This is a genomic window from Marinobacter persicus, from assembly GCF_900114155.1.
GTDB classification, from domain to species: domain Bacteria; phylum Pseudomonadota; class Gammaproteobacteria; order Pseudomonadales; family Oleiphilaceae; genus Marinobacter; species Marinobacter persicus.
The window spans coordinates 138,177-160,684 of the sequence record NZ_FOSC01000006.1 but is presented as its reverse complement, the minus strand read 5'-3'; the positions used below and the strand labels follow the sequence as shown (position 1 = coordinate 160,684).

The following is a 22,508-nucleotide window of genomic DNA, read 5'->3' as shown; positions in this document are numbered from 1 at the left end:
AGCGGCCAGCAAACAAGGATCCGAATGGTTTCCCGGAAGAAAGAACACAAAGACCCGAACGCCGAGATTGAGGCGCAGAAGTACGACAACCCGGTACAGAGCCGCGAGTACATCCTCCAGCACCTTAAAGAGAGGGGCGCGCCGGCCACGCACGAAACCCTGTGCCAGGAGTTCGGGCAGACTGACCCGGACAGCATTGAAGCCATCCGCCGGCGCCTGATCGCCATGTGCCGTGATGGCCAGTTGATCTGCAACCGGCGTGGCGCTTACCTGCCGCTGGAAGAAGCCGAACTGGTGACCGGTCGCATTGTCGGCCACAAAGACGGTTTCGGGTTTCTGATTCCCGACGACAAGGGCTCCGACCTGTTTCTCACCGCCCGGCAAATGCGTCAGGTGTTTCACGGTGACCGCGTGGCCGCGCGGGTCGATCGTATTGACGATCGGGGTCGCCGGGAGGGTGTGATCGTCGAAGTGCTGGAGCACAAGACCGAGCAGATCGTTGGTCGCTTCTTTAAAGAGAGCGGCATCGGTTTCGTCGTGCCGGAAAACGCCCGCATCAACCATGAAATCCTGATCCCGGATGAACAGGCCGGCGGCGCGGTGCATGGCCAGTATGTGGTGGCCAATATCCTGCGCCAGCCCACCATCCGTACCCAGCCCACCGGGCAGATTGTCGAGATCCTGGGCGAGCACATGGCGCCGGGCATGGAAATTGACGTTGCCATTCGCTCCTACGACATCCCCCATAACTGGCCTACCGAGGTGGGTGAGCAGGCGGCTGCGATTTCTGAAGAGGTAGAGGAGAAAGACAAGGCCAACCGGGTCGACCTGCGTAACATGCGCCTGGTCACCATTGATGGCGAAACTGCCCGGGATTTTGATGACGCCATCTATTGCGAGCCGCGCCCGCGCGGCGGTTACCGGCTGGTGGTGGCCATTGCCGATGTGTCCCATTACGTGCGTCCGGGCTCGCCTCTGGATGAAGAAGCGGTTCGCCGTGGTAACTCGGTTTACTTCCCGGACCACGTGGTGCCCATGCTGCCGGAGAAGCTTTCCAACGGCCTGTGTTCACTGAACCCGGGCGTGGATCGCCTGTGCATGGTGGCGGACATGACCATCAGCGCCGCCGGCAACCTCAGTGGCTACACCTTCTACCAGGCGGTCATGCGCAGCCATGCGCGACTGACTTACAACAAGGTCAGCGCCATGCTCGAGCACCCGGATACCGAGGAGGGTTACCGGCTGTGTGAGCATTACGCCGATCTGCTGCCGCATCTGCACAATCTTTACGATCTGTACAAGCAGTTCCGCAAGGCACGCACCGAGCGTGGCGCCATCGATTTCGAAACCACCGAAACCCAAATAGTCTTCGATGCCAATCGCAAGATTGAAGAAATCGTGCCGGTGCACCGTAACGATGCCCACAAGATTGTCGAAGAATGCATGCTGTGCGCCAACGTTGCCACCGCCCGTTTCCTGAAAAAGCACGAAGTGCCGGCCCTTTACCGGGTGCATCAGGGCCCGGGTGAAGAAAAGCTCCAGAACCTGCGCCTGTTCCTGGGCGAGCTGGGCCTGCAACTGGGCGGCGGCGACAAGCCGACCTCCGCCGATTACCAGCAGTTGCTGGCGGAAGTGGCGGATCGCCCGGATGCCAACGTCATTCAGATGGTGATGTTGCGCTCGCTTAGCCAGGCGGTTTATAGCCCGGAGCAGAGTGGTCACTTTGGCCTTGGCTTTGCCAGCTACACCCACTTCACCTCGCCGATTCGCCGGTACCCGGATTTGATTATCCATCGCGCCATCAAATCCCGGATTCACAAGCCGGAAGTGAAGAAGGATGTGGTGACTCCGAAAGTGACCGATCCGGAGCTGGCGCATTACCCCTACGAATACGCCGATATGGAGCGGCTGGGCGAGCAGTGCTCGATGACCGAGCGCCGCGCCGACGACGCCACCCGCGATGTGGAAGCCTGGCTCAAGTGTGAGTTTCTGCGGGATCACGTGGGCGACGAATTCGATGGGGTGATCGCGGCCGTGGTGCCTTTCGGGATTTTTGTGTCCCTGTCCGATATCTACATTGAAGGCTTGGTGCATGTGTCGTCCCTGAGTGGCGATTATTTCCACCATGACCCCATCAAGCACCGGTTGATTGGTGAGCGGACCGCCGTCAGTTTCCGCCTTGGTGATGAGGTTCGTGTGCAGGTTGCCCGCGTCGGCATGGAAGACCGCAAGATCGATCTGGAACTGGTCAGCGAGCCGAAACACAGAGAAGGCGACCGGGAAGCGCTGGATATTGCCCGGCGTGATGTCAGTGACAAGGGCTCACGTGGCAAAAAAGGCGGTCGTGGCGGCAAGAAGAAAGCCGGCGGCTCCCCTGGCGGCCGCTCCGGGGCGAAGTCCGGTGGCCAGCCCAATGCCAAAGTGCCACCGTCCAGCGCCCGGGAAAAACTGGTTGCCGAAGCCGCCAAGCAGGCCCGGAAACCGGCCAGGGGCGGTGGCCGGAAGGGCAAATCCGGTAAATAAGCCCGGTACAGAAACGCCAGATACAGGAAAGATCAGTGTCTCAGGAATATATTTTTGGCTGGCACGCGGTAGACGCGGTGCTCAAGCGGGAGCCGGATCGGCTTCAGCGGGTGTGGATTCAGACCGGCCGCCAGGATAAGCGGGTCAAGGCGGTCACCGGCGCCCTCGATGGTCTTGGTGTGCGGTGGCAGATTGTTCATCGCAAGGAATTGGATGAGCGGGTGTCGGGTGTTCACCAGGGCATTGTCGCTGCCGTATCGGCCAGCAAGGAGTGGACGGAAGACGATTTGCTGTCGCAGTTGGCAAGCAGTGAGAAACCGCCGTTCCTGTTGGTGCTGGACGGAGTGACCGACCCCCACAACCTCGGTGCCTGCATGCGGACCGCTGATGCCGCCGGTGTGCAGGCGGTGATTGTGCCCAAGGATAAATCCGCCACGCTCACCCCTGTTGCCCGGAAGGTGGCCTGTGGTGCGGCGGAAACCGTACCGTTTGTGCGGGTGACCAATCTGGCGCGCTTCCTCCGTGAGATCAAGGAGCAGGGTGTGTGGTTGATCGGCACCGCCGGTGAAGCCGATGCCACCCTTTACCAGGCCGATTTCAACGGCCCGGTGGCGCTGGTGATGGGTGCCGAGGGCAAGGGCATGCGTCGGCTCACCCGGGAGCATTGCGATCAACTGATCAACATTCCCATGGCCGGCCACGTGGACAGCCTGAATGTGTCCGTGGCCACCGGCGTTTGCCTGTTTGAGGCGGTGCGCCAGCGTCTGGGTTAAGGCTGATTACACCTTGCACAACCCGGCCGGCCGGCCTAGAATATGCCACCCCTGTTTTCAGGGGTGGTCTTTTATTGTCTGTTATCAGGCAATTCAAGCCCCGCTTTTGATCAAGCCTTTCTTGTAAAGCCTTATCATCAAAGCAAAAAATAGAACCGACAGCCTGGCTGTCAACTCCTTGCTTCCAGGCCCGGGCATTCGTTGTCGGGGAAGGAGGCTGTTTAAACCGTAGGGAGAACACATGCGTCACTACGAAATCGTATTTATGGTACATCCGGATCAGAGCGAGCAAGTGCCCGCGATGATCGAGCGTTATACCGGCGTCATCACTGAAGATGGCGGCAAGGTACATCGCCTGGAAGATTGGGGCCGTCGTCACCTGGCTTACCCGATCAACAAGATTCACAAGGCTCACTACGTGCTGATGAACGTTGAATGTTCCAAGCCCGCCATGGATGAGCTGACTCACAACTTCCGGTTCAACGATGCCATCATCCGCGAGATGATTCTGCGTCAGGACGAGGCTGTTACCGAGCCTTCTCCGATGAAAGCTGCAGAGTCCCGTGAAGATCGCCGCGACGAGCGTCCTCGCCGTTCTGCCGAGTCTGATTCTGGTGAGAAAAGCCAGAAGCAGGACGAAGAAGAGTAATTAACCGGAGTTAAGGAGTTATCTAATGGCTCGTTTTTTCAGACGTCGTAAGTTCTGTCGTTTCACGGCAGAAGGTGTCAAGCAGATCGATTACAAGGATCTGGACACCCTGAAAGGCTACATCACTGAAACCGGCAAGATCGTGCCCAGCCGCATCACCGGCACCAAAGCACGTTATCAGCGTCAGCTGGCTACCGCTGTCAAGCGCGCCCGCTACCTGGCACTGCTGCCGTATACGGATAGCCACGACCACTAAGCAAAAACAGGACTCGGGACCATGCGTGCACTGGCACAGTATGTAATGCGCGGTCCCCTCCAGGCTGGCGGGGTAGCAGCAGTAACCACTGCATTGCCCCTGTTGTTCTGGGTAGGCGCAGCAGTTGTTGGCCTGGTCATACTCCGGCTGGGCATTCGTCAGGGCCTGCAAATTGGCCTGTGGGCGATGCTTCCGGCCCTGGGCTGGGCGTTGTATGGTCAGGATCCGACCGCTCTGGTGGTTTTGCTGCAGACGATGCTGATGGCGTCGCTGCTCAGAACCGGCGGGGCCTGGGAAAAGGCGCTGTTATCCGGCGCGTTTCTGGCCATCCTGAGCGGACTGATGCTGCCATTAATGTATCCGGCCCTGATGGACGATCTGGTCCAGGCCGGTATCGAGTTTTACCAGCAGTACAATGCCGACGTGGCGCGCGAACTGGGCAGTGAACTTGAGCTGATCATTCGCGACACCATGAACGCAAGCATGGCCGGCACCTATTTTGCCACGGCAATTGGTATGACCATGCTGGCGAGGGCGTGGCAGGCCGGGTTGTACAACCCGGGTGGATTCCGCAAGGAGTTCCACAGCCTGCGGTTGTCGCCGGTGATTGCCGTACTCTGTGCGGTGACCATGGTGGCCGGGCCGGTGCTGGGCCTGAACTCGCTGCTGCTGGCATGGGCAGCTGGAACGCCATTGTTCATGGCGGGTCTTGCGCTGGTACACGGTGTCGTAGGCCGAAAAGGGCTGAGCGGTAACTGGCTGGCGGCGTTTTATGTGGCGCTGGTGTTGCTGGGTCCGAGTCTGATGATGTTTTTGTTGGTGCTGGCTTTTGTGGATAGCTGGCTGAATATCCGGGGGCGTATCAAGCCTGTCGGGTCGGCTGAATAAAGCACGAAGAGGTTAACGAGATGGAAGTTATTCTGCTCGAGAAAGTAGCAAACCTTGGCTCTCTGGGCGACAAGGTCAAAGTAAAGGCCGGTTACGGTCGTAATTTCCTGCTTCCGTATGGCAAGGCGGTGCCTGCCACTGAAGCAAACATCAAGGCATTTGAAGAGCGCCGTGCCGAGCTGGAAAAAGCCGCTGCCGAAAAACTGGCTGCTGCCCAGGCCCGCGCCGAAGCTCTGGAAGGTACTTCTGTCACCATCACTTCCAAGGCTGGTGAAGAAGGCAAGCTGTTCGGCTCCATTGGCGTGCGTGACATCGCAGACGCGATTACCGCTGCCGGTACAGAAGTCGAGAAGAGCGAAGTTCGTCTGCCGGAAGGTCCGATCCGCGTGACCGGCGAGTACGAAATCGAACTGCAGCTGCACACCGACGTAGAAGTGACTATCAACCTGGCCGTTGTTGCTGGCTGATCAGCCTCCAGGATGTTAGCACTGGCATGGCCGGCCGGGCATTTGTTCCGGCCAGCCTGAAACGGGCCCGAACCGGAGACGGTTTCGGGCCCGTTGCTTTCTGGTATTCTTGTATTTCCGATTTTATTCCCGCTTGCCGGCAGTCTGTTTGTGTCTGGCTGGCTGACCCTGAAGAAGTGTGTGCATGGCCAATCTGAACACCAAATCCGCCCCTGTTGACGCCGAAACCAGTCGAATCAAGGTTCCACCCCATTCCGTCGAAGCCGAACAGGCAGTGTTGGGTGGTTTGATGCTCGATAACCGTCGTTACGACGAAGTGGCGGAAACCATCTCGGCTGTTGACTTCTACCGCCAGGATCACCGGCTGATTTTCGGGGCAATCGAGCGCCTGGCCAGTGAGAGTGAACCCCTGGACGTGGTCACACTGGCGGAGTATCTGGAGCGGGCCGGCGACATCGAGGACGCCGGCGGTCTGTCCTACCTGGCCGAACTGGCGGAAAAGACCCCGGGTGCGGCCAACATTCGTGCCTACGCCGACATCGTCAAGGAACGTTCAATTCTGCGCCAGCTGGTGGAAGTCTCCGGCAAGATTTCCGATTCGGCTTTCAACCCCCAGGGGCGGAAGAGTTCCGAACTGCTCGATGAAGCCGAGCGCAACGTGTTTCAGATTGCCGAATCCCGGTCCAAGGAGGGCTCCGGCCCCAAGGGGATCAACCCGATTCTGGCCGATGCGCTGACCCGCATCGAAGAGCTGTTTGAATCCGGCGAGCGCACTACCGGCCTGACCACCGGCTTCAAGGACCTGGATGAGCAGACCTCCGGCATGCAGCCGGCAGACCTGATCATCGTGGCCGGGCGACCGTCCATGGGTAAGACCACCTTTGCCATGAACATTGTCGAGAACGCCCTGATCACCGCCGGGGTGCCGATCATGGTATTCAGTATGGAAATGCCCGCCGATGCCCTGGCCATGCGTATGCTGTCGTCGTTGGGGCGTATTGATCAGACCAAAGTGCGTAGCGGTAACCTGGAAGAAGACGACTGGCCCCGGTTGACCTCGGCCGTCAGCCTGCTCAAAGACAAACCGCTCTATATTGATGACACCCCTGGGCTGAGCCCCACGGAAATGCGATCCCGTGCCCGGCGTGTCGCACGTGAGAATGGCGGCAAACTGGGCCTGATCATGGTCGACTATCTGCAGTTGATGCGGGTGCCGGGTAACACCGAGGGCCGGACCGCTGAGATTTCCGAGATATCCCGCTCGCTCAAAGGCCTGGCAAAAGAGCTGAACTGCCCGGTGGTGGCACTTTCCCAGTTGAACCGGAGCCTGGAGCAGCGGCCCAATAAACGGCCGGTCAACTCGGACCTGCGGGAATCCGGCGCCATTGAGCAGGACGCCGACGTCATCATGTTCGTCTACCGGGACGAGGTGTACAACGAAGACACCCCGGATAAAGGAATTGCCGAAATCATCATCGGCAAGCAGCGGAACGGCCCCATTGGTACCACCCGCCTGGCCTTCATCGGTAAATACACCAAGTTTGAAGACCTCGCGCACGGCGATTATGGCGACTACGGTGGAGACTATTAATGCCCAGGCCCACCGTTGCCCGCATTCACCTTGATGCGATCCGCCACAACTACCGTCTGGCTTGCGGTCTTGCCGGGCAGGCTCAGGCCATGGCGGTGATCAAGGCGGATGGTTATGGTCATGGTATTGGCCCGGTCGCCAGTGCGCTTGCCGGTGAGGCCCGCCGTTACGCGGTTGCCTGCATTGAAGAGGCCACGCGCATTCGTGCCGAGGGCCTGTCCCAGCCGGTGGTGTTGCTGCAGGGTGTGCATGAAGCGGCTGATCTTCCCACCTGTAACGAACAGGGTTTCGAGCCGGTCATACACAGCCCCCGGCAGCTCGCTTGGCTGAAAGAAAAGAGTGAGGCGGCGCCGAGGTTCTGGTTAAAAGTGAACACCGGCATGAATCGCCTGGGATTTCGCCCGCACGAGCTGACATCCGTTGTCGACCAGCTGGCGAACACGGGGTGCCAGGCGCGGTTGCTGGGATTTGTTACCCACTTCGCCTGTGCCGATCACACGGAACACCCGATGACCGCGGAACAAACGCGGTTGTTTGAACAAGCCACCGCGCCCTGGCCTGCGCTCATGCGCAGTGTGGGCAACTCGGCGGCGCATTTCCGTGAAGGGCAAACCCTGTTTGACTGGAGCCGGCCGGGCATCATGCTGTATGGCGGCTCGCCACTGGAAAGCCGGACCGGGCTGGATCTGGGCCTGATGCCAGCCATGACCCTGGAGGCTCCGTTGATCGCCACCCGCATCCTGCAGCCCGGTGAGTCCGTGGGGTACGGTGCGACCTGGACAGCCGAGCACCAAACCCGCATGGGCATGGTGGCCATCGGCTATGGTGATGGTTACCCGCGCCATGCCGGCACTGGTACGCCGGCGGCGATCAATGGCCAGCGGGTACGCTTGCTGGGGAGGGTTTCCATGGATATGCTGGCGGTGGATCTGACACAGGCTCCGGCGGCCGGGGAGGGCGATACCGTCGAGCTCTGGGGCCCGACCGTCAGTGTTGACGAAGTGGCCATGCATGCCGGTACCATCGGCTATGAGCTACTGACCGGGGTCACCGCCCGGGTGCCCAGAATCTATCAGTAAACCCCTTTTACGCTTGTTCCGGAGGCATGGTTTCAACGTGCATGTTCTAGTTGTTCACGATTACGGCCCGCTTGGGAAGGTGCTTCTGGAGCGCTTGGGTAAAACCCACCTGAACGTCAGCCCGTTGCTGGTCAGTGACCCGTCCAAAGCCACCGCCACCGCGCTGGCAAACTGGGTGCCGGAAGATACCGACCTGATTGTTAACGCGCTCTGGCTGGACGACCCGGAAAAAGCCGAACAGGACCGTGAAGCGACCCACGCCGCCGCCTTCGCCCTGCCGATTGCCATGGCCGAGCATGCCCGCGAACGGGGTATGGCGCTGCTGCAACTGTCGTCCTGCTATGTGTTTGATGGTCGCAAGCAAGGTGCCTACATTTCTTCCAACCCTGGTCAACCGATCAATGAGTTGGGTCGTTGGCAGTGGGAATGCGAGCAGGCCCTGCGCACCTCGCTTCCCCGGCATATTATTTTGCGCACTGGCTGGAGTCTGGCCCGGATTATCCGAAAGCTGAACAAACAGGCCGCACACGGAGGCTCCGTGGCGTTGCCGGGGCGCTGCCGGGGGCAGCCGGTGGCAGTAGCCGACCTGGCGCGGGTGATGGCTGCTATCGTGATGCAGCTGGACTGCGGGGCAGAAGTATGGGGTTCCTACCAGTACGCCGGTGCCGAGGCAGTGAACTTCTATGAGCTGGGGCTGGATATACTTGGTCTTCCCGGCATTCCTGAACACCTTCGGGTGGTGGATGACATGCCGGAATGGGGGCATCTGGAACCGGTAAACACCACCATGGTCTGCAGCAAGATCAAGAATACGTTCGGCATCAAACAGTTGCCGTGGCGTAACTGGTTATCCGAGGAGCTGAAAATGGTCAGGGCGGGTCAGCCCGATTACTGACCCTGCCGGGCGAAGTCCCGGGTGACCAGCTGCAGAGCGTCAACATCCAGCAGCTCCACTTCCCGGCCCCGGGCACGGATGATGCCCTGGTTCTGGAAGCGGGTGAACACACGACTGACCGTTTCCACCGCCAGACCCAGGAAATTGGCAATGTCGTTCCGGGCCATGGGCAGACTGAAGTTGGTCGCTGACATCCGGCGCCGACGAAAACGGCTGGACAGCGACAGCAACAGCGCGGCAATGCGCTCTTCGGCGGTGTTCTTGCTCAACAGCATGGCCAGCTGGTGGCTGTTCTGGATTTCCTGGCTCATCATCCGGTACATGTGGTGCTGCAGCTCTGGCAGCCTGCCGGTCAGTTCCTCGAGTTTTTCCACCGGAAATTCGCACACGCTGGTTCGTTCCAGGGCGCGGGCGGTACAGGCATAGGTCTCACCGCTCATGCTGTCCAGCCCCACCAGCTCACCGGGCATGAAAAAGCCGGTGACCTGCTCTTCGCCGCCCTCGGTAATGATCGAGGTTTTCACCGACCCACTCTTGACCGCAAAGCACGAGCGTACCGGGGTGCTCTGATCAAAAATGTGTTCGCCGCGGTTGTAAATGCGCCCCTGCTGGACAATGTCTTCGAGGCTGTCGAGATCGTTTTCCTCGATTGCCAGTGGCAGGCACAAGTTACTCAGACTGCACTGGTTACAGGAAGCTTTGAGAGGAGAGACTTGCTGGAGTCGAATTGCCTGGGCCATATCTTATGAACCGTCCGGGTTGAGCCATATAACGACAGACCGCCGGGGCGGTTGACGCGTCCACATTCCATGAGAGCAGCAGCTCTGGTTCCCATCATCCCTGTTACATTGATTGAGATCAAGTATCTTGAAGTTGTTCAAGCTCCCGCTCAACCATGGCGGGCGTTTCCAGGGAAATGCGCCCCAGGGTGCCGTTGCGGAATTCGTTGAGCAATACCTCGGAAACCTTGTGCAGATCGGGCACGCCACCCCGGCCCAGGAAGCGTCTTTTCACCGCGATGGCATCCATCAGCGCCAGCCCGTTTTTTGGTGTTTCCGTGAGCCCGTAGCGGGCCATGGCCAGTTCCGGGTAGGCCGCCATCAGGTAATCGGCCTCAAACAGAGCCACATCCTCGAAATCCAGCACCGCGCTGCGGATGGCGCCGGTGATGGCCAGGCGGTAGCCACAGGCCTCCGGTGACAGCTTGGGCCAGAGGAAGCCCGGAGTGTCATACAGCAGGATATTGTTCGGCAGTTTAATGGCTTGCTGGGCGCGAGTCACAGCCGGCTCGTTGCCGGTCTTGGCCACGGGCCGGCCAGCCAGGGTGTTGATCAGGGTTGATTTGCCAACGTTTGGAATGCCCAGAATCATGACCCGCAGGGCGCCTTTTTCCCGGTCATGGTTTGGCGTCATTTCCTCGGCCAGCTTCAGTATGCCCAACGCTTCGGCGCGCTGATTACGGGTCAGGGTCAGTGCCCGTACCCCCCGCTCCTGTTCGATCCACGCCAGCCACTGCTCGGTGATGGCCGGGTCTGCCAGGTCACGTTTGTTCAGTACCTTGATCAGGGGCGTATCGCCGCGCAGTGAAGGCACCAGCGGATTTTCGCTGCTGAACGGAATGCGGGCGTCCACCACCTCGATGATCAGGTCCATCTGGGGCATGACTTTCTTGATCTCCTTTCGGGCCTTGTGCATATGCCCGGGAAACCAGTTAATGGCCATGATAATGCTCCGCTGTTGGCTGAAAGCCGCCATTATGCCGGGGAATGACCAAATTTTCACATTTAATGCAGGCCCCGTGTGCTGCGGGCGGGCGGCCGGGAAGCGGCCTCCTGTGTCGCCGGGAGCGAGTCACCGGGATGAAATCGGGGGCGTTAATGTTTTAGGGTGTGAGCACTGAGTCAAGAAACCAAACTACGGTGGCGCACGACGAGCCACGTGTTAACGGAGCACTTTATGAAGCTAGTAAAAATGATTGGTACGGCCCTGATTGCCGCGAGTCTTTCCACCACCGCTTTCGCCCAGCAGCAGGCCGGTGGTCAGCGTGATCAGGTTTCCCAGTTGGCCCAGATGGTCGGGCTTTCTGACGACCAGCAGACCGAGATCCGTGGCATTATGGAAGAGATGCAGGGTGAAATCACTGAGCTTCGCCAGACTGCCCAGCAGCTTCAGAGCGAGCTTCAGGGCGAAATTAAAAAGGACTATGACGAAGGCGCCATTCGCGAGAAAGCGGAAGAGCTGGGTGATGTGACCGGTGATATCGCAGGCCTGTCAGCACTGATGCAGGCGCGGGTTGATGCCGTGTTTACTGATGAACAGCGTGATGAGCTGAACCGCCGCATGAAGCAGATGCAGCAGCAAATGCAGCAGCAGCGCGAAATGCAGCAGCAGATGCAGCGTGGCCGCGGCCAGGGTCAAGGTATGGGCCAGGGCCAGGGCATGGGGCAAGGTCAAGGCATGGGGCAGTAAGCCAACGATGTTGTTCCGGTAAAGCCTGACCAGGCTTGCTGTGAGAAGCCCGCCAGAGCGCTGCCCTGACGGGCTTTTTTTATGCCCTGCTGCCGAAGGGCCTGGTAAGTATGATCAGGCGCGGCAGCAGCGTGAGAGCGCCCAGTAACGCCATGAACATGGCAAAGCCGGTGAACAGGCCGAAGTAGATGGTGGGGATGAAGTTCGAGAGCGCGAGGATCGAGAAGCCGATGATAATGGTCAGGGACGTGAAGAACATGGCCTGGCCGATGCTTTGGTGGCAGCGGTGCATGGTGGCCAGGTAGTCACCGTCTCTGGCGAATTCGGTTTTGAAGCGGTGGATGTAGTGAATGGTGTCATCCACGGCAATACCCACGGTAATCGCCGCCACGGTAATGGTCATCATGTCCAGCGGAATGCCCAGCCAGCCCATAAGGCCGAGTACCGAGCCGGCGGCAATCAGGTTGGGGGCCAGCCCGACCAGTGCCAGTTTTACCGAGCGGAACAGCAGCAGGAACATCAGCAGAATGGCACCGAACACCACGCCGATGGTCTTGATCTGTGAATCAAACAGGCTCTGCAGCATGTTGTTGTACATCACCGTCATTCCGGCCAGCAGCACCCGGTCGTCCTCGTAGCCGAGTTCTTCGGTCAGGTGGGTGCGGATTTCATCCAGCAGTTCCTGCCGGCGCAGTGATGGCAGGGTTTCCAGAATGCGAATGCTGAAACGGGCCTTGTCGGCGTCTTCGGCGATGTAGGGCGTCAGCAGGATGTCTTTCAGGTTATCCGGCACCGCCGCCGGCACGAAGGCCAGTTCCAGGGCATCCAGCGGCTCGCCGCCGTTCACCTGGGCGAGCAAGGCCAGAGTGGTATCGATGGACAGAACCTTGCCGGTTTCCGGCAGGCTGTCCAGGTACTCGTGTACCTGCTCGAGTTGTTGCATCTTCTGGTAGGTGTACCAAGTGTCGCGGTATTCCTCGTCGCCGCAGTCTTCCACGAAGGGGTCGCAATCGCTGGCGAAGGGGTCACCCCCCGCGTCTTCCGGGGCCGGTTCATCGGTGATCACCACGTCCAGGGGCGTGGTGCCGCCCAGCCGGTCATCGATGGTGATCATGCCCTGGTGGATTTCGGTGTCCGCCTTGAAGTAATCAATGAAGCTGTTCTCCACCGTCAGCCGGTTCAGGCCGATCACGCACAGCACCGCCAGAACGCCGGAGCCCACCAGCACGGTGCCGCCGAAGCGTTCGGTGAAACGGGCAAAGTAATCGGTAAACGGAATGCGGTTGGAGGTGATCCGCTGGTCCACCGGCGGCGGCAGCAGGCGCAGCAGTGCCGGGAAGATCAGGAAGGTGATCAGGAAAGCAACCGACAGGCCGGCGGTCATCATCCAGCCGAAATCGATCACCGGGCGAATGCCACTGAAGGTCAGCGAGCCGAAGGCGACAATGGTGGTGATGGCCATGTAGAAACAGGGTTTGATCATGGCCAGCAGGGTGCGGCGCAGGATGTCCCGGGGCTCGGCCTGTGGCTCGTCGTGCTGGAACTCCCGGTAGCGCACAATCAGGTGGATGGTCAGCGACAGGGTCATGATCAGCAGCAGGGAGATGAAGTTTGAAGAAATCACCGTCACTGGCCACTGGGCCCAGCCGAGAAAGCCCACCATCAGCCAGACGGTAAAGCTGCAGCACAACAGGGGCACCAGCACCCAGCGCCACTGGCGGAAGATCACCGCCAGGGTCAGCAGCAGGAACGCCAGCACGCCCAGCCCGAAGGTGGACAGGTCGTTTTCGATAAAGCGGATCATGTCGGCCACGATCATCGGCACGCCGCCCAGATGGATGGTGGCCTGGTCCCGGTAGTTATCCAGGATATCGCGCACCTGGCCAATGGTCTGGTCCCGCTCTTCGCCCAGCTGTTCGGTGTACCGGATGAAGGCCTGGCTGACCTGCTCCAGTTCCCTGCGGTCTTCGGCGCTGGCGTCACCGTTGTTTACCTTTTCCCGCAGCTGGTCGCGCTGGTTCAGCAGTTCGAAGTATTTATCGGGTGTGGGCAGGTTCACCTGAATGGCGGTGGTGCCGGCGTCCTTGCTGATCAGCAGGTTCGGGTACATGGGGTTGGCCAGCAGGGCGTCGCGGGCGGTTTCCGGGGGAACCTGGTCCCCGTCGATGGTTTTGATTTCGCTGTTGACGGTGTCCAGCGTTAAATCCGGGCTGTGCAGCAGTGGTACGTTCAGGATGCTGTTGGTGGAGCCAACCGCTTCCAGTGCCGCCAGTTCATCACGCAGGGCGGCCAGGCGGGCCAGGCCCTGCTCGGTAAACAGTTCCTGCTCGGGCGTGTAGGTGACCACGAGAAAATCGTCGGAGGTGGTGAAGGTGCGGTTAACCTGGCGGTACTGCTCCAGTGAACGGTCGTTTTCCAGGACCAGGGATTCGGCCGAGGCATCCAGCCGGAACTGGCTGAATCCCAGCGCGGTGGCGGCCAGAAGCAGGCCGAAAGCAATCAATACAAGAGCCGGGTGGGCAAGTATGAATCGGTCGTAAAAGGCACCAAGGCGGTCCATGAGTCACTCTCTGCTGGTGGATCAAGGCGGAGAGTTTGCCACAAACTTCAGTGAACTGTGACCTTTGACGACGCGTTCTCCAGAGATTCGATGAGCTGTTTCAGTCGCTTGGCCATTTCCGCGCTTTGAGCCAGTTCGTTCACCATGTTTTCGGTGGTATCACGAATGCCCTGCACATTGGCCAGAACCTCGTCGGTGGTGGAAGACTGCTGCTCGGACAGGCCCGCGATCTCCTGATTGGTGCGGTTGATGCGGCCCACCACTTCGTTGATGGCCTCCAGTGCCTGCCGGCCTTCCTCGGATTCTTCCACGCAGCGGTTGGCATCTTCCGAGCTGCCGGTCATCTGTTCCACGGCGTGGTTCATGGAGGCCAGCAGCCGGTCCAGGGTGGACTGGATCTGGTCGGTGGAATCCTGCACCCGGCGGGCCAGGTTGCGGACCTCGTCGGCCACCACGGCAAAGCCGCGCCCCTGCTCGCCGGCACGGGCGGCCTCGATGGCGGCATTCAGAGCCAGCAGGTTGGTCTGCTCGGCAATACCCTGGATTTCGGTGATGGCGTGGCCGATCTCCTGGCTGTTTTCGGCCAGTGATTCCACGCTGCTGGCGGAATTGCTCACCACATCCGCCAGTTTGCGGATGCTGTCGGCGCTGCGGGCGACCTGCTGGCCGCCGGTAACGGCGGTATCACGGGCTTCGTTGGACAGGGTACGGGCAATGCCGGCCTGTTCGGCAATGCCGGTAAAGCTCTGTAGCATGGTTTCCACAACCTCGGCGGACCGGTCGGCGTCCGCCTGTTGCCGGGCCAGATCGTCCCGGCGGCTCTCGGCGGCGTCGGTCAGCGCCTGCACTTCCTGGTGCAGGCGGTCGGTGGCCTGCTTCATGCTTTTCACCACATCCACGGTGCGGTCCTGCATGGCATTGAAGGCGGCAGCCATTTCGCCGATTTCATCCCTCGAATCCACATCGGCCCGGTGGCTCAGGTTGCCGCTGGCCTGCACCGATACCATGGTGTCCTTCAGCCGGTTGATGTGCCGTTCAATAAACGATATCAACAGCTGCGAACCTGCCATCTCCAGTACCATCAGCACTGCCACCACCAGGGCAAAGCCCGGTGCGGTGTCGGCGAACACATGGGTGAATGACTCACCGGTGCGGCTGGCAATGATCTGCATGGCGTACACGCAAAGCAGACACAGAACCGCGAGTACAACAATATTCAGCAGCCAGAATTTATGTCTGAGCCGGATATTTCTCAGCAGGGACAGCATGGGTTCGGTTCGCCTTATTCTATGGCCTTGACCGGAATCTGGATGGCATTGGAAGATTCGGGGACCTCCGGCACGGCCAGGCCCAGGTTGTTTTTATCAAAGACTTTATCAGCCCGGTAGCTGGAGCGCACCATGGGGCCTGAGGGCACTTCCATGAAGCCTTTTTCCAGGCCAATGTCACGGAAGCGGTTGAATTCCTCCGGGGTGACGTAGCGTTCGACCGGCAGGTGATTCGGGGTGGGGCGCAGGTACTGGCCCAGGGTCAGGATGTCCACGCCGATGGCGCGCAGATCGTCCATGGTTTCCAGGATTTCTTCGTCGGTTTCACCCAGGCCCAGCATCAGACTGGTCTTGGTGAGCACGTCCGGCCGGTGTTTTTTGGCGTGGGCCAGTACGTCCAGGGTTTTCTGGTAGCCGGCGCGGGGGTCGCGCACGCGGCGGGTCAGCCGTTCGACGGTTTCCACGTTCTGGGCGAATACGTCCAGACCGGAATCCACCACCTGTTCCACCAACGGCATAACAGCGTCGAAATCCGGGGTCAGGGCTTCCACGGCCACTTCCGGGGTGCGGCGCTTGATGGCGGAAACGCAGGCGGCGTAATGGCCGGCGCCGAAATCTTCCAGGTCATCCCGGTCCACCGAGGTCAGCACGATGTAGCGCAGGCCCATGAGCTCCACGGATTTGGCGGTATTTTCCGGCTCTTCGTGGTCCAGCCAGCCTTTGGGGTTGCCGGTGTCCACCGCGCAGAACTTGCAGGCGCGGGTACACACCGAGCCCATCACCATGATGGTGGCGGTGCCGGCTGTCCAGCACTCACCAATGTTCGGGCAATGGGATTCCTGGCAGACAGTGCTCAGGCGGTGTTCGCTGACGTTTTTCTTGACGGCATCGTAACGCTCACCACCGGGCATGCGTGCCCGAAGCCATTTCGGCTTGCGCTCCAGGGGTTGGCCTTCCGTGTTGCCTTTTTGCTTGACGCCGTCCTTGATGGCGGAGAAGCCGTGCTCGTTACGGAATTTGGAACCACTGGTAATGCGGGGCTTTGCGCTGTCGCTCATTGGCCAGAAACTCTCGAATTAAGGCATGAAGAACCTCAAAGGTTAATCTTCGCGCAGTCGGGATACAAGTCTGGTAAGGGCAATCACGGGGATAGCCGGGGCGCATATGGCCCCGGCTGGCGGGCATCAGGCCTGGGATTTGTCCAGGGCCTGGGTGATGTCGGCAATGATGTCGTCCACATGCTCAATGCCGATGGACAGGCGCACCAGGTCTTCACTTACGCCGGCACTCTTGAGCTCGTCGGCATCCAGCTGGCGGTGGGTGGTGGTGGCCGGATGGCAGGCCAGGGATTTGGCATCACCGATGTTCACCAGGCGCAGGATCATGTCCAGGGCGTCGATGAACTTCGCGCCGGCCTCACGGCCGCCTTTGATGCCAAAGCTCAGAATACCGGAGGCCTTGCCGCCGCAGATCTTCTCACAGGTGGCCTTGTAGGGGCTGTCGGCCAGGGCGGCGTAGTTCACCCATTCCACGGCCGGGTGATCCTGCAGGAACTGGGCAACCTTCTCACTGTTCTCGCAGTGGCGCTCCATGCGTAGGGCAAGGGTTTCCAGACCCTGCATGATCAGGAAGGAGTTGAACGGCGACAGGGCAGAACCGGTGTTGCGCAGCGGCACCACGCGGCAGCGGCCGATGAAGGCGGCTTCGCCGAGGGCCTCGGTGTAGACCACGCCGTGGTAGGACGGGTCCGGTTCGTTGAGCATGGGGAACTTCTCGGCGCTGGCTTTCCAGTCGAATTTGCCGGAATCCACCACCACGCCGGCCACTGTGGTGCCATGGCCACCGATGTACTTGGTCAGCGAGTGGATCACGATGTCGGCGCCATGCTCGAACGGGCGGCACAGGAACGGGGTGGCCACGGTGTTGTCGACAATCAGCGGAATGCCGTGCTTGTGCGCGATGTCGGCCCACTTCTGGATGTCCACCACGTTGCCGGCCGGGTTGCCTATAGATTCGCAGAACAGCGCGCGGGTCTGGTCGTCGATGGCTTTTTCCACGGCGTCGTAGTCGTCGTGGGTGACCATGCGGCATTCGATGCCCTGGTTCGGCAGGGAATGAGCGAACAGGTTGTAGGTGCCGCCGTACAGTTGGCTGGTGCTGACGATGTTGTTGCCCACTTTGCAGATGGTCTGCAGGGCGTAGGTGATGGCGGCCATGCCAGACGCCACGGCCAGGGCGCCCACACCACCTTCCAGTGCGGCCATGCGTTCTTCGAGCACGCTGTTGGTTGGGTTCATGATGCGGGTGTAGATGTTGCCCTGCACCTTCAGGTCAAACAGGTCGGCACCGTGCTGGGTGTCGTCAAAGGTGTAGGAGGTGGTCTGGTAAATCGGCGTGGTGGCGGCCTTGGTGGTCGGGTCGCTCTTGAAGCCGGCGTGCAGCGCGATGGTTTCCGCTTTCATTTCAACAATCCTTGCTGGTTGTCATTTGGGGCGTTGTAAGTAGAACTACTCAGTATGCCACAGAGAGCGGAAAGCACGCATAGTTTCAGGGGTTATCAGGTTATAAGCAGAGGATGCCTTTGAGCTTGGGTGCGAGTCAGTGGAGAGGCCTTTCCGGGAACCGCTACAAGCACATCCCTGTGCGCTTATCTCAGGCCATCCATGGCCTTCGAAATTCCCGGAAAGGCCTCTCCCCTGACTCACTGGCTGCAGACAGTTTTGGAAAGGCCTGCCCGCCTGCTCGCTGATTTGCAGCTAGACCAGTGCTCCGTAGGTCAGGGCGCGAAGTTCCTGTCGCACCGGATAAGCCCGCGAGGGAATCAATTGGGTCATGAAGATCATCACCAGGTCTTCTGACGGGTCCACCATAAAGTGGGTGCCGGCCAGGCCGCCCCAGCCGTACTCGCCTTCCGAGCCGATGGTGTGGGAGTCCGGCACGTTGGTTTTCACGGAGAAGCCCAGGCCGAAACCGCTGCCGGCGTAGGGGATTTCGCTGAAGCCGCCGGTGGACATGGCGGGCAGGTCCTGTCCACCGGGCAGGTGGTTGCGGCGCATGAATTCCAGGGTTTTGCGGCCGATGATACGCTCGCCCTGGTACTCGCCCCCCTGGCAAAGGGCCTGGGCGAAACGGAAGTAGTCGTCAATGGTGGAGACCAGGCCGCCGCCGCCGGAAAGGAAGCGCGGCGGCTTCAGGAACTGGGAACGGGTGGGGTCGTCCTGCAGTTTTTTTGTGTCGCCCGGCTGATACAGGTAGCAGGCGGCAAAGCGTTCTTGCTGGTCCGGCCGCACGTGGAAGCCGGTTTCGCTCATGCCCAGGGGTTTGAAGATGTGTTCTTCGAAGTACTCATCCAGCGGCTGGCCGGAAAGCTGTTGTACCAGGTAGCCCAGCACGTCGGTGGACACGGAATAGTTCCAGGCGGTGCCGGGGGAGAACTCCAGGGGCAGTTCGGCCAGGCGGTCAACGAGTTTGTCCAGAGTGAGTATCGGGCTGCCGTCCAGTTTCAACTTACGGTAAGCGGCGTCCACCGGGGTGCGTTCGGTGAAGCCGTAGGTCAGCCCGGAAGTGTGGGTGAACAGGTCCCGGATGGTCATGGTGGTGGTCGCCGGCTCGGTTTTGAAGTCCGGGTAGTGGCCACTTTTGAACACCCGCAGGTCTTTCCAGCTCGGGATGTACTTGTGCACCGGATCGTTCAGCAGGAACTTGCCCTGCTCGTACAGTTGCATCATGGCGATGGCGGTGACCGGCTTGGTCATGGAGTACACGCGAAAGACGGTATCGCGCTCCATGGGCTGCTGGCGCTCGACATCCCGCAGGCCCTGGGCCTGGCACCAGACCACCTGGCCATGGCGGGCCACCAGGGTGAGGGCGCCGGGCAGTTTTCCTGGCTGAATGTATTTTTCGTCCAGGTGGCGGGTGATGCGTTCCAGGCGGTTTTTCGACAAACCGGCAACAACAGATTCGGACATGGCAGCAAATTCCTGTCGATCAGGCATAAAAAAAAGCCCGTCTCTTTCGAGGCGGGCTTTAACAATACTGGTAGCAAGGGGCGGAGTCGAACCGCCGACCCCAGCATTATGAGTGACATGTCGACCAGTTCTTAAACGTTCTAACCCTTTCAATACAGTATCTTGAAAGTTAGCGACTATTCACTAAATATCAGTAATTATCGTTGGTTTGCGTGTGTAGACACGATAGTTAAAGGGTAGTGATTCGGCGTTTTGCATCGCAATAGCGGTCCCGTTTTTTCAGAATCTCCCGCCGGACGTCACCGCTTTTGTGTCGTAGTTCGTTTCGATACTCCCAACACTTTTCAGAGAAATACCAATTCGCGTATCTGCGGCAGTTCTTCCAGTCCAGGCCGCTGTACCTATCGCAAACCGTGCTTTCGATGATTCGATTGTTTTTGTATTCCCAGTCGAATTCGTAGTAATCCGGCCTGCCGTCTCTTACTGAGTTTGCCTGGATTGGCCCGGTCAGGGCTGTGCTCAACGTAATGGCTGCTATCTTCGCAAACGTCCTTTTCATCTTTTTCCTTGTCTCACATTGCATCTATGACAAACGATTAGAAACCTGTTCTCTCTTGCGCCTAGTGGCTTTTCCATTGTTAGTGCTGATTCTTCAGCTGTGATTGTTTTGCCGCACATCTCGCAATTTAGAGGATCTGTTTTCTTTTCTAGTTGCTTTTTTATCTTTATTCCTTCGTGTCTTTCCCATTCCGGGCTTGAATGACCGCACTCCGGTTGAATCTCTCCGCTGATTAGCCAGTAAGCGTAAGCTGGGCAAATATCTTTCAGCACTTCGAGTTCTTTCGTGCTCATTCTCACGCTTTTGTAAAGAACGTTCTTCCAGCGAGAGTGCCCGATATCGCTGCATCTAACGAGCGTATCTATGCCCACGCTTTTAATCAAAAGTTTTGCCCGCTCGTCTATTGATTCCATAATAGTCTAAAAAATAATTCCTAAATGTAGGTGTAACTATTGCACTATCCGGCAGCGCGTTCTATTATGTGCTTAGTGTAATAGTTAAACCTAAATAGTGATAATCAAAGAAACGCACTGCAAGGTACAGAACATGGTAGACGATGCGATAACGGAAATCAGCAAAAAGGAAGATTGGCCCCCGGTTATGGAATGGCGGGCCTTTGCTGATTGGATTAGGGTCGATCACTCCATCGTTCATATGTGGCTTCATCGCGCCTATATCCCTTCTATCCGCATCGGCAAGCGCCGCATGGTCAACCTTGTTCAGTTGATTGAGGACCTGAAGGGGCAGGAGAGCGACGAATGATGACCGAAGAAATCCGCGCCAAAAAAGAAGTTCTTATTGAAGAGTCTTACAAGCGGGGCCTTGAAGCCTTACAGCAACATTCTGTTTCAACTGGAATGGATAAAGAGCGGGCTTACTCCCGGTTCATTGAGGCTCGCAACGAGCTGATCGCCATGCAAAAGGCTTTTTGTGAATTGGATGGTGAACTTTCTGATTATTGCTGCACGCTCGGTCTCGATCTTGGTAACCAAATGATCGAGTTTTGCCAAAAGGAGTTGGCGGCATGAAATTGAAGCCAACCGTCATTCCCCCGCGCCAGGACCACGTAGAAGACCCTGAAAAGCGTTTTTACGTCATGGCTCCCCGGTCCACCAAAGTGGCCCTGGAGAACGAGGCGTTCAACCGTGGTACCGACCTCTGGACCCTATCCGGTGCCGTCCTTCAAGCCTGGTTAGCGGCCGGCTGCCCAGATTACGGTTTTGCGCCTGATCAACCCCCCGTGTCTGATAATCCGCCCTCGTCGCCGTCGCCGTCGCAGCTCGCGCACGACCAGGGAGACAAGGCATGACCGGCGCAAGGCTGCGCAGCACGGCAAGCGCCGCTTGGCCTTGCGCCGGTCATGGCTTGGCTCACAGTGCGCGTAATAGAGCTGCGCCGGTGACGGTGACGAGGGTGGATGACCGCCCTTTGAGCCCGAGCCCGAGCGGTGAGCAATCGATGCAAGCGGAGCGCGCCAGGCAACAGGGATTGTCACCCGTAAGGGCCGTGACCTCAGTCACGGGGAGCGAAGCGAGTAAAGCCCGCCCCGAAGGGGTTGCCCTGTACCTGACCAACAAGGAAGCCCGGCAACTACAACGCAGCCTGGAACGCCAGCTAAAAGCCATTCGCTCTAGCCTGGCCTTCTGGAAACACGAAACCGCCAACTATGGCACCCAACCGCCTTTCCACCTGGCGGCAAAGCTCAAAGAAGCCGAATTGATACAGCGCGTTTACCTCGGGCTGTTCGATGTCAACAAAGCAAACTCAGAAACCGAAACGGCCTATAAAACGGCCAAATACCAGGAGCAATAACCATGCAATTTGAAATGACAGCTACAGTATTCAGCGTTAACAAAATCACCGTCGAAGGCCGCACTTTCTGCAGCATGTTCACCGGCCAAAACCCAGTAGGTGACAACGCCGAAAACACCCTTGGCCTGGAAGTGACAAAGATCAGCGCCGAACCTGCCGTATTCGACCAACTGAAGACTGAAGGCTTCCGCCCAGGTCAGGAAATCAAACTGGTGGCCATGCTCAAGAAAGCCGCCAACGGCAAATCACAGCCTCATATCGTTGGTGTTGTCCCCAGTCAGAAAACCGCTCCGACTCCCGAACCACAAAAGAAGCCGGCATAACGCCTGCAACGATTGGGAGCACTGAAAAATGGGTGACCCAACAACAGACGCAGAAATGATTGTTCAGGCCGTCCACGGCCTGAACTCAATGCAATTCGCCCTGGGGTCGTTGATCGCCTTCGGCCTTGGGTGGATAGGAGGGCATCAACGGTGAACGAACTGACGATGCTCGAATACTCCGGGATCTTCGCGGCGTGCTGGGCCTTCGGTTTTGCACTGTCCTACAAGATCCTGGCCTTTAAAAAACTTGCAGATGAGGTAATTTGAAATGGAAACAACACTCCCTCCCGAAGTGACGGCTGCCTTTACTGGCATTTCCGATAACTTCGACGCTATGGCCGCTGAGGCCTGGCCGGTTGTAGCCACTATTGTGGGTGGTTTCATCCTGCTGAAGCTGTTCAAGAAGTTCGCGAACAAGGCCAGCTAAC

At 58.9% G+C, this 22,508-nt stretch carries 24 protein-coding genes; 16 read left to right on the top strand and 8 right to left on the bottom strand.

Translation table 11 applies throughout. The annotated features are described in order from the left end of the window. The first annotated feature begins 24 nt into the window (after positions 1-24). The 9 genes from rnr to BMZ63_RS08235 all read left to right on the top strand — a co-directional run bounded on the left by rnr (position 25) and on the right by BMZ63_RS08235 (position 9,121). The gene (gene rnr / locus BMZ63_RS08275; protein ID WP_091704216.1) at positions 25-2,523 is read left to right on the top strand and encodes a ribonuclease R; all 2,499 of its coding nucleotides are present in this window, start codon (positions 25-27) and stop codon (positions 2,521-2,523) included. Positions 2,524-2,558: 35 nt separating this feature from the next. Beyond that, complete coding sequence (gene rlmB, locus BMZ63_RS08270; RefSeq protein ID WP_091704213.1) at positions 2,559-3,296, top strand: 23S rRNA (guanosine(2251)-2'-O)-methyltransferase RlmB; 738 nt, start codon at positions 2,559-2,561, stop codon at positions 3,294-3,296. 241 nt (positions 3,297-3,537) lie between these two features. After that, positions 3,538-3,945, top strand: coding sequence for a 30S ribosomal protein S6 (gene rpsF, locus BMZ63_RS08265; protein WP_091704211.1), 408 nt, complete (start codon positions 3,538-3,540; stop codon positions 3,943-3,945). A gap of 25 nt (positions 3,946-3,970) precedes the next feature. Further along, positions 3,971-4,201 carry a 30S ribosomal protein S18 gene (gene rpsR, locus BMZ63_RS08260; protein WP_091704208.1) on the top strand — a complete coding sequence of 77 codons (231 nt, stop codon included), beginning with the start codon at positions 3,971-3,973 and terminating at the stop codon, positions 4,199-4,201. A gap of 21 nt (positions 4,202-4,222) precedes the next feature. Continuing rightward, positions 4,223-5,089, top strand: coding sequence for a YybS family protein (locus BMZ63_RS08255; RefSeq protein ID WP_091704206.1), 867 nt, complete (start codon positions 4,223-4,225; stop codon positions 5,087-5,089). A gap of 20 nt (positions 5,090-5,109) precedes the next feature. Further along, positions 5,110-5,556: a 50S ribosomal protein L9 gene (gene rplI, locus BMZ63_RS08250; protein ID WP_091704203.1), complete on the top strand. Its 447-nt coding sequence runs from the start codon at positions 5,110-5,112 to the stop codon at positions 5,554-5,556. A gap of 193 nt (positions 5,557-5,749) precedes the next feature. Continuing rightward, complete coding sequence (dnaB, locus tag BMZ63_RS08245; RefSeq protein ID WP_373296722.1) at positions 5,750-7,147, top strand: replicative DNA helicase; 1,398 nt, start codon at positions 5,750-5,752, stop codon at positions 7,145-7,147. Continuing rightward, entirely contained in the window at positions 7,147-8,226 is a 1,080-nt protein-coding gene (gene alr / locus BMZ63_RS08240) for an alanine racemase (protein WP_091704198.1), read from the top strand. The genes dnaB and alr overlap by 1 nt, the downstream gene beginning before the upstream one ends. Before the next feature lie 37 nt (positions 8,227-8,263). Next, positions 8,264-9,121 carry a sugar nucleotide-binding protein gene (locus tag BMZ63_RS08235; protein ID WP_091704196.1) on the top strand — a complete coding sequence of 286 codons (858 nt, stop codon included), beginning with the start codon at positions 8,264-8,266 and terminating at the stop codon, positions 9,119-9,121. Here the strand turns inward: BMZ63_RS08235 and fnr are convergent. Together fnr and ylqF are read right to left on the bottom strand one after the other, a co-directional pair. Further along, positions 9,115-9,861, bottom strand: a complete 747-nt coding sequence (fnr, locus tag BMZ63_RS08230; RefSeq protein ID WP_091704194.1) for a fumarate/nitrate reduction transcriptional regulator Fnr — start codon at positions 9,859-9,861, stop codon at positions 9,115-9,117. The genes BMZ63_RS08235 and fnr overlap by 7 nt on opposite strands. Positions 9,862-9,979: 118 nt before the next feature. After that, entirely contained in the window at positions 9,980-10,843 is an 864-nt protein-coding gene (gene ylqF, locus BMZ63_RS08225) for a ribosome biogenesis GTPase YlqF (RefSeq protein ID WP_091704415.1), read from the bottom strand. A gap of 234 nt (positions 10,844-11,077) precedes the next feature. On the opposite strand from ylqF, the gene BMZ63_RS08220 reads away from it, so the two are divergent. Continuing rightward, on the top strand, positions 11,078-11,590 hold the full coding sequence (locus BMZ63_RS08220; protein ID WP_091704192.1) for a Spy/CpxP family protein refolding chaperone: 513 nt from the start codon (positions 11,078-11,080) through the stop codon (positions 11,588-11,590). Between the two features lie 79 nt (positions 11,591-11,669). On the opposite strand, the gene BMZ63_RS08215 is transcribed toward BMZ63_RS08220, so the two are convergent. From BMZ63_RS08215 to BMZ63_RS15020, 6 genes are all read right to left on the bottom strand, one after another. Next, the gene (locus BMZ63_RS08215; protein WP_091704189.1) at positions 11,670-14,150 is read right to left on the bottom strand and encodes an efflux RND transporter permease subunit; all 2,481 of its coding nucleotides are present in this window, start codon (positions 14,148-14,150) and stop codon (positions 11,670-11,672) included. 47 nt (positions 14,151-14,197) lie between these two features. Beyond that, a complete protein-coding gene (locus tag BMZ63_RS08210) occupies positions 14,198-15,418 on the bottom strand; it encodes a methyl-accepting chemotaxis protein (protein ID WP_091704188.1) in 1,221 nt (406 codons plus the stop codon). A 14-nt stretch (positions 15,419-15,432) separates the two neighbouring features. Next, entirely contained in the window at positions 15,433-16,476 is a 1,044-nt protein-coding gene (gene lipA, locus BMZ63_RS08205; RefSeq protein ID WP_091704185.1) for a lipoyl synthase, read from the bottom strand. Between the two features lie 126 nt (positions 16,477-16,602). Continuing rightward, positions 16,603-17,880, bottom strand: a complete 1,278-nt coding sequence (locus BMZ63_RS08200) for an O-acetylhomoserine aminocarboxypropyltransferase/cysteine synthase family protein (protein WP_091704181.1) — start codon at positions 17,878-17,880, stop codon at positions 16,603-16,605. Positions 17,881-18,174: 294 nt separating this feature from the next. Continuing rightward, a complete protein-coding gene (locus BMZ63_RS08195) occupies positions 18,175-19,386 on the bottom strand; it encodes a serine hydrolase domain-containing protein (protein ID WP_091704179.1) in 1,212 nt (403 codons plus the stop codon). A 555-nt stretch (positions 19,387-19,941) separates the two neighbouring features. Further along, a complete protein-coding gene (locus BMZ63_RS15020) occupies positions 19,942-20,238 on the bottom strand; it encodes a hypothetical protein (protein ID WP_218141227.1) in 297 nt (98 codons plus the stop codon). 253 nt (positions 20,239-20,491) lie between these two features. Here BMZ63_RS15020 and BMZ63_RS08180 point away from each other — a divergent pair, with 253 nt between their 5' ends. From BMZ63_RS08180 to BMZ63_RS08155, 6 genes are all read left to right on the top strand, one after another. Continuing rightward, positions 20,492-20,707: a hypothetical protein gene (locus BMZ63_RS08180; protein ID WP_091704175.1), complete on the top strand. Its 216-nt coding sequence runs from the start codon at positions 20,492-20,494 to the stop codon at positions 20,705-20,707. Next, positions 20,704-20,973: a hypothetical protein gene (locus tag BMZ63_RS08175; protein ID WP_091704172.1), complete on the top strand. Its 270-nt coding sequence runs from the start codon at positions 20,704-20,706 to the stop codon at positions 20,971-20,973. Before BMZ63_RS08180 ends, BMZ63_RS08175 begins: the two co-directional genes overlap by 4 nt. Further along, complete coding sequence (locus BMZ63_RS08170; protein WP_091704170.1) at positions 20,970-21,254, top strand: hypothetical protein; 285 nt, start codon at positions 20,970-20,972, stop codon at positions 21,252-21,254. The genes BMZ63_RS08175 and BMZ63_RS08170 overlap by 4 nt, the downstream gene beginning before the upstream one ends. 149 nt (positions 21,255-21,403) lie before the next feature. After that, positions 21,404-21,757: a hypothetical protein gene (locus BMZ63_RS08165; protein WP_143072205.1), complete on the top strand. Its 354-nt coding sequence runs from the start codon at positions 21,404-21,406 to the stop codon at positions 21,755-21,757. A 2-nt stretch (positions 21,758-21,759) separates the two neighbouring features. Then, complete coding sequence (locus BMZ63_RS08160; protein WP_091704166.1) at positions 21,760-22,080, top strand: hypothetical protein; 321 nt, start codon at positions 21,760-21,762, stop codon at positions 22,078-22,080. A gap of 268 nt (positions 22,081-22,348) precedes the next feature. Beyond that, entirely contained in the window at positions 22,349-22,507 is a 159-nt protein-coding gene (locus BMZ63_RS08155) for a major coat protein (RefSeq protein WP_091704164.1), read from the top strand. The last annotated feature ends 1 nt before the right edge of the window (position 22,508 follow it).

Coding starts and splice junctions, on each gene's coding strand:
- rnr (WP_091704216.1), top strand. CDS start 25: ATGGTTTCCCGGAAGAAAGAACACAAAGACCCGAACGCCGAGATTGAG.
- rpsF (WP_091704211.1), top strand. CDS start 3,538: ATGCGTCACTACGAAATCGTATTTATGGTACATCCGGATCAGAGCGAG.
- rpsR (WP_091704208.1), top strand. CDS start 3,971: ATGGCTCGTTTTTTCAGACGTCGTAAGTTCTGTCGTTTCACGGCAGAA.
- BMZ63_RS08255 (WP_091704206.1), top strand. CDS start 4,223: ATGCGTGCACTGGCACAGTATGTAATGCGCGGTCCCCTCCAGGCTGGC.
- rplI (WP_091704203.1), top strand. CDS start 5,110: ATGGAAGTTATTCTGCTCGAGAAAGTAGCAAACCTTGGCTCTCTGGGC.
- alr (WP_091704198.1), top strand. CDS start 7,147: ATGCCCAGGCCCACCGTTGCCCGCATTCACCTTGATGCGATCCGCCAC.
- fnr (WP_091704194.1), bottom strand. CDS start 9,861: ATGGCCCAGGCAATTCGACTCCAGCAAGTCTCTCCTCTCAAAGCTTCC.
- ylqF (WP_091704415.1), bottom strand. CDS start 10,843: ATGGCCATTAACTGGTTTCCCGGGCATATGCACAAGGCCCGAAAGGAG.
- BMZ63_RS08220 (WP_091704192.1), top strand. CDS start 11,078: ATGAAGCTAGTAAAAATGATTGGTACGGCCCTGATTGCCGCGAGTCTT.
- BMZ63_RS08215 (WP_091704189.1), bottom strand. CDS start 14,150: ATGGACCGCCTTGGTGCCTTTTACGACCGATTCATACTTGCCCACCCG.
- BMZ63_RS08210 (WP_091704188.1), bottom strand. CDS start 15,418: ATGCTGTCCCTGCTGAGAAATATCCGGCTCAGACATAAATTCTGGCTG.
- lipA (WP_091704185.1), bottom strand. CDS start 16,476: ATGAGCGACAGCGCAAAGCCCCGCATTACCAGTGGTTCCAAATTCCGT.
- BMZ63_RS08200 (WP_091704181.1), bottom strand. CDS start 17,880: ATGAAAGCGGAAACCATCGCGCTGCACGCCGGCTTCAAGAGCGACCCG.
- BMZ63_RS08195 (WP_091704179.1), bottom strand. CDS start 19,386: ATGTCCGAATCTGTTGTTGCCGGTTTGTCGAAAAACCGCCTGGAACGC.
- BMZ63_RS15020 (WP_218141227.1), bottom strand. CDS start 20,238: ATGAGCACGAAAGAACTCGAAGTGCTGAAAGATATTTGCCCAGCTTAC.
- BMZ63_RS08180 (WP_091704175.1), top strand. CDS start 20,492: ATGGTAGACGATGCGATAACGGAAATCAGCAAAAAGGAAGATTGGCCC.
- BMZ63_RS08175 (WP_091704172.1), top strand. CDS start 20,704: ATGATGACCGAAGAAATCCGCGCCAAAAAAGAAGTTCTTATTGAAGAG.
- BMZ63_RS08170 (WP_091704170.1), top strand. CDS start 20,970: ATGAAATTGAAGCCAACCGTCATTCCCCCGCGCCAGGACCACGTAGAA.
- BMZ63_RS08165 (WP_143072205.1), top strand. CDS start 21,404: ATGCAAGCGGAGCGCGCCAGGCAACAGGGATTGTCACCCGTAAGGGCC.
- BMZ63_RS08160 (WP_091704166.1), top strand. CDS start 21,760: ATGCAATTTGAAATGACAGCTACAGTATTCAGCGTTAACAAAATCACC.
- BMZ63_RS08155 (WP_091704164.1), top strand. CDS start 22,349: ATGGAAACAACACTCCCTCCCGAAGTGACGGCTGCCTTTACTGGCATT.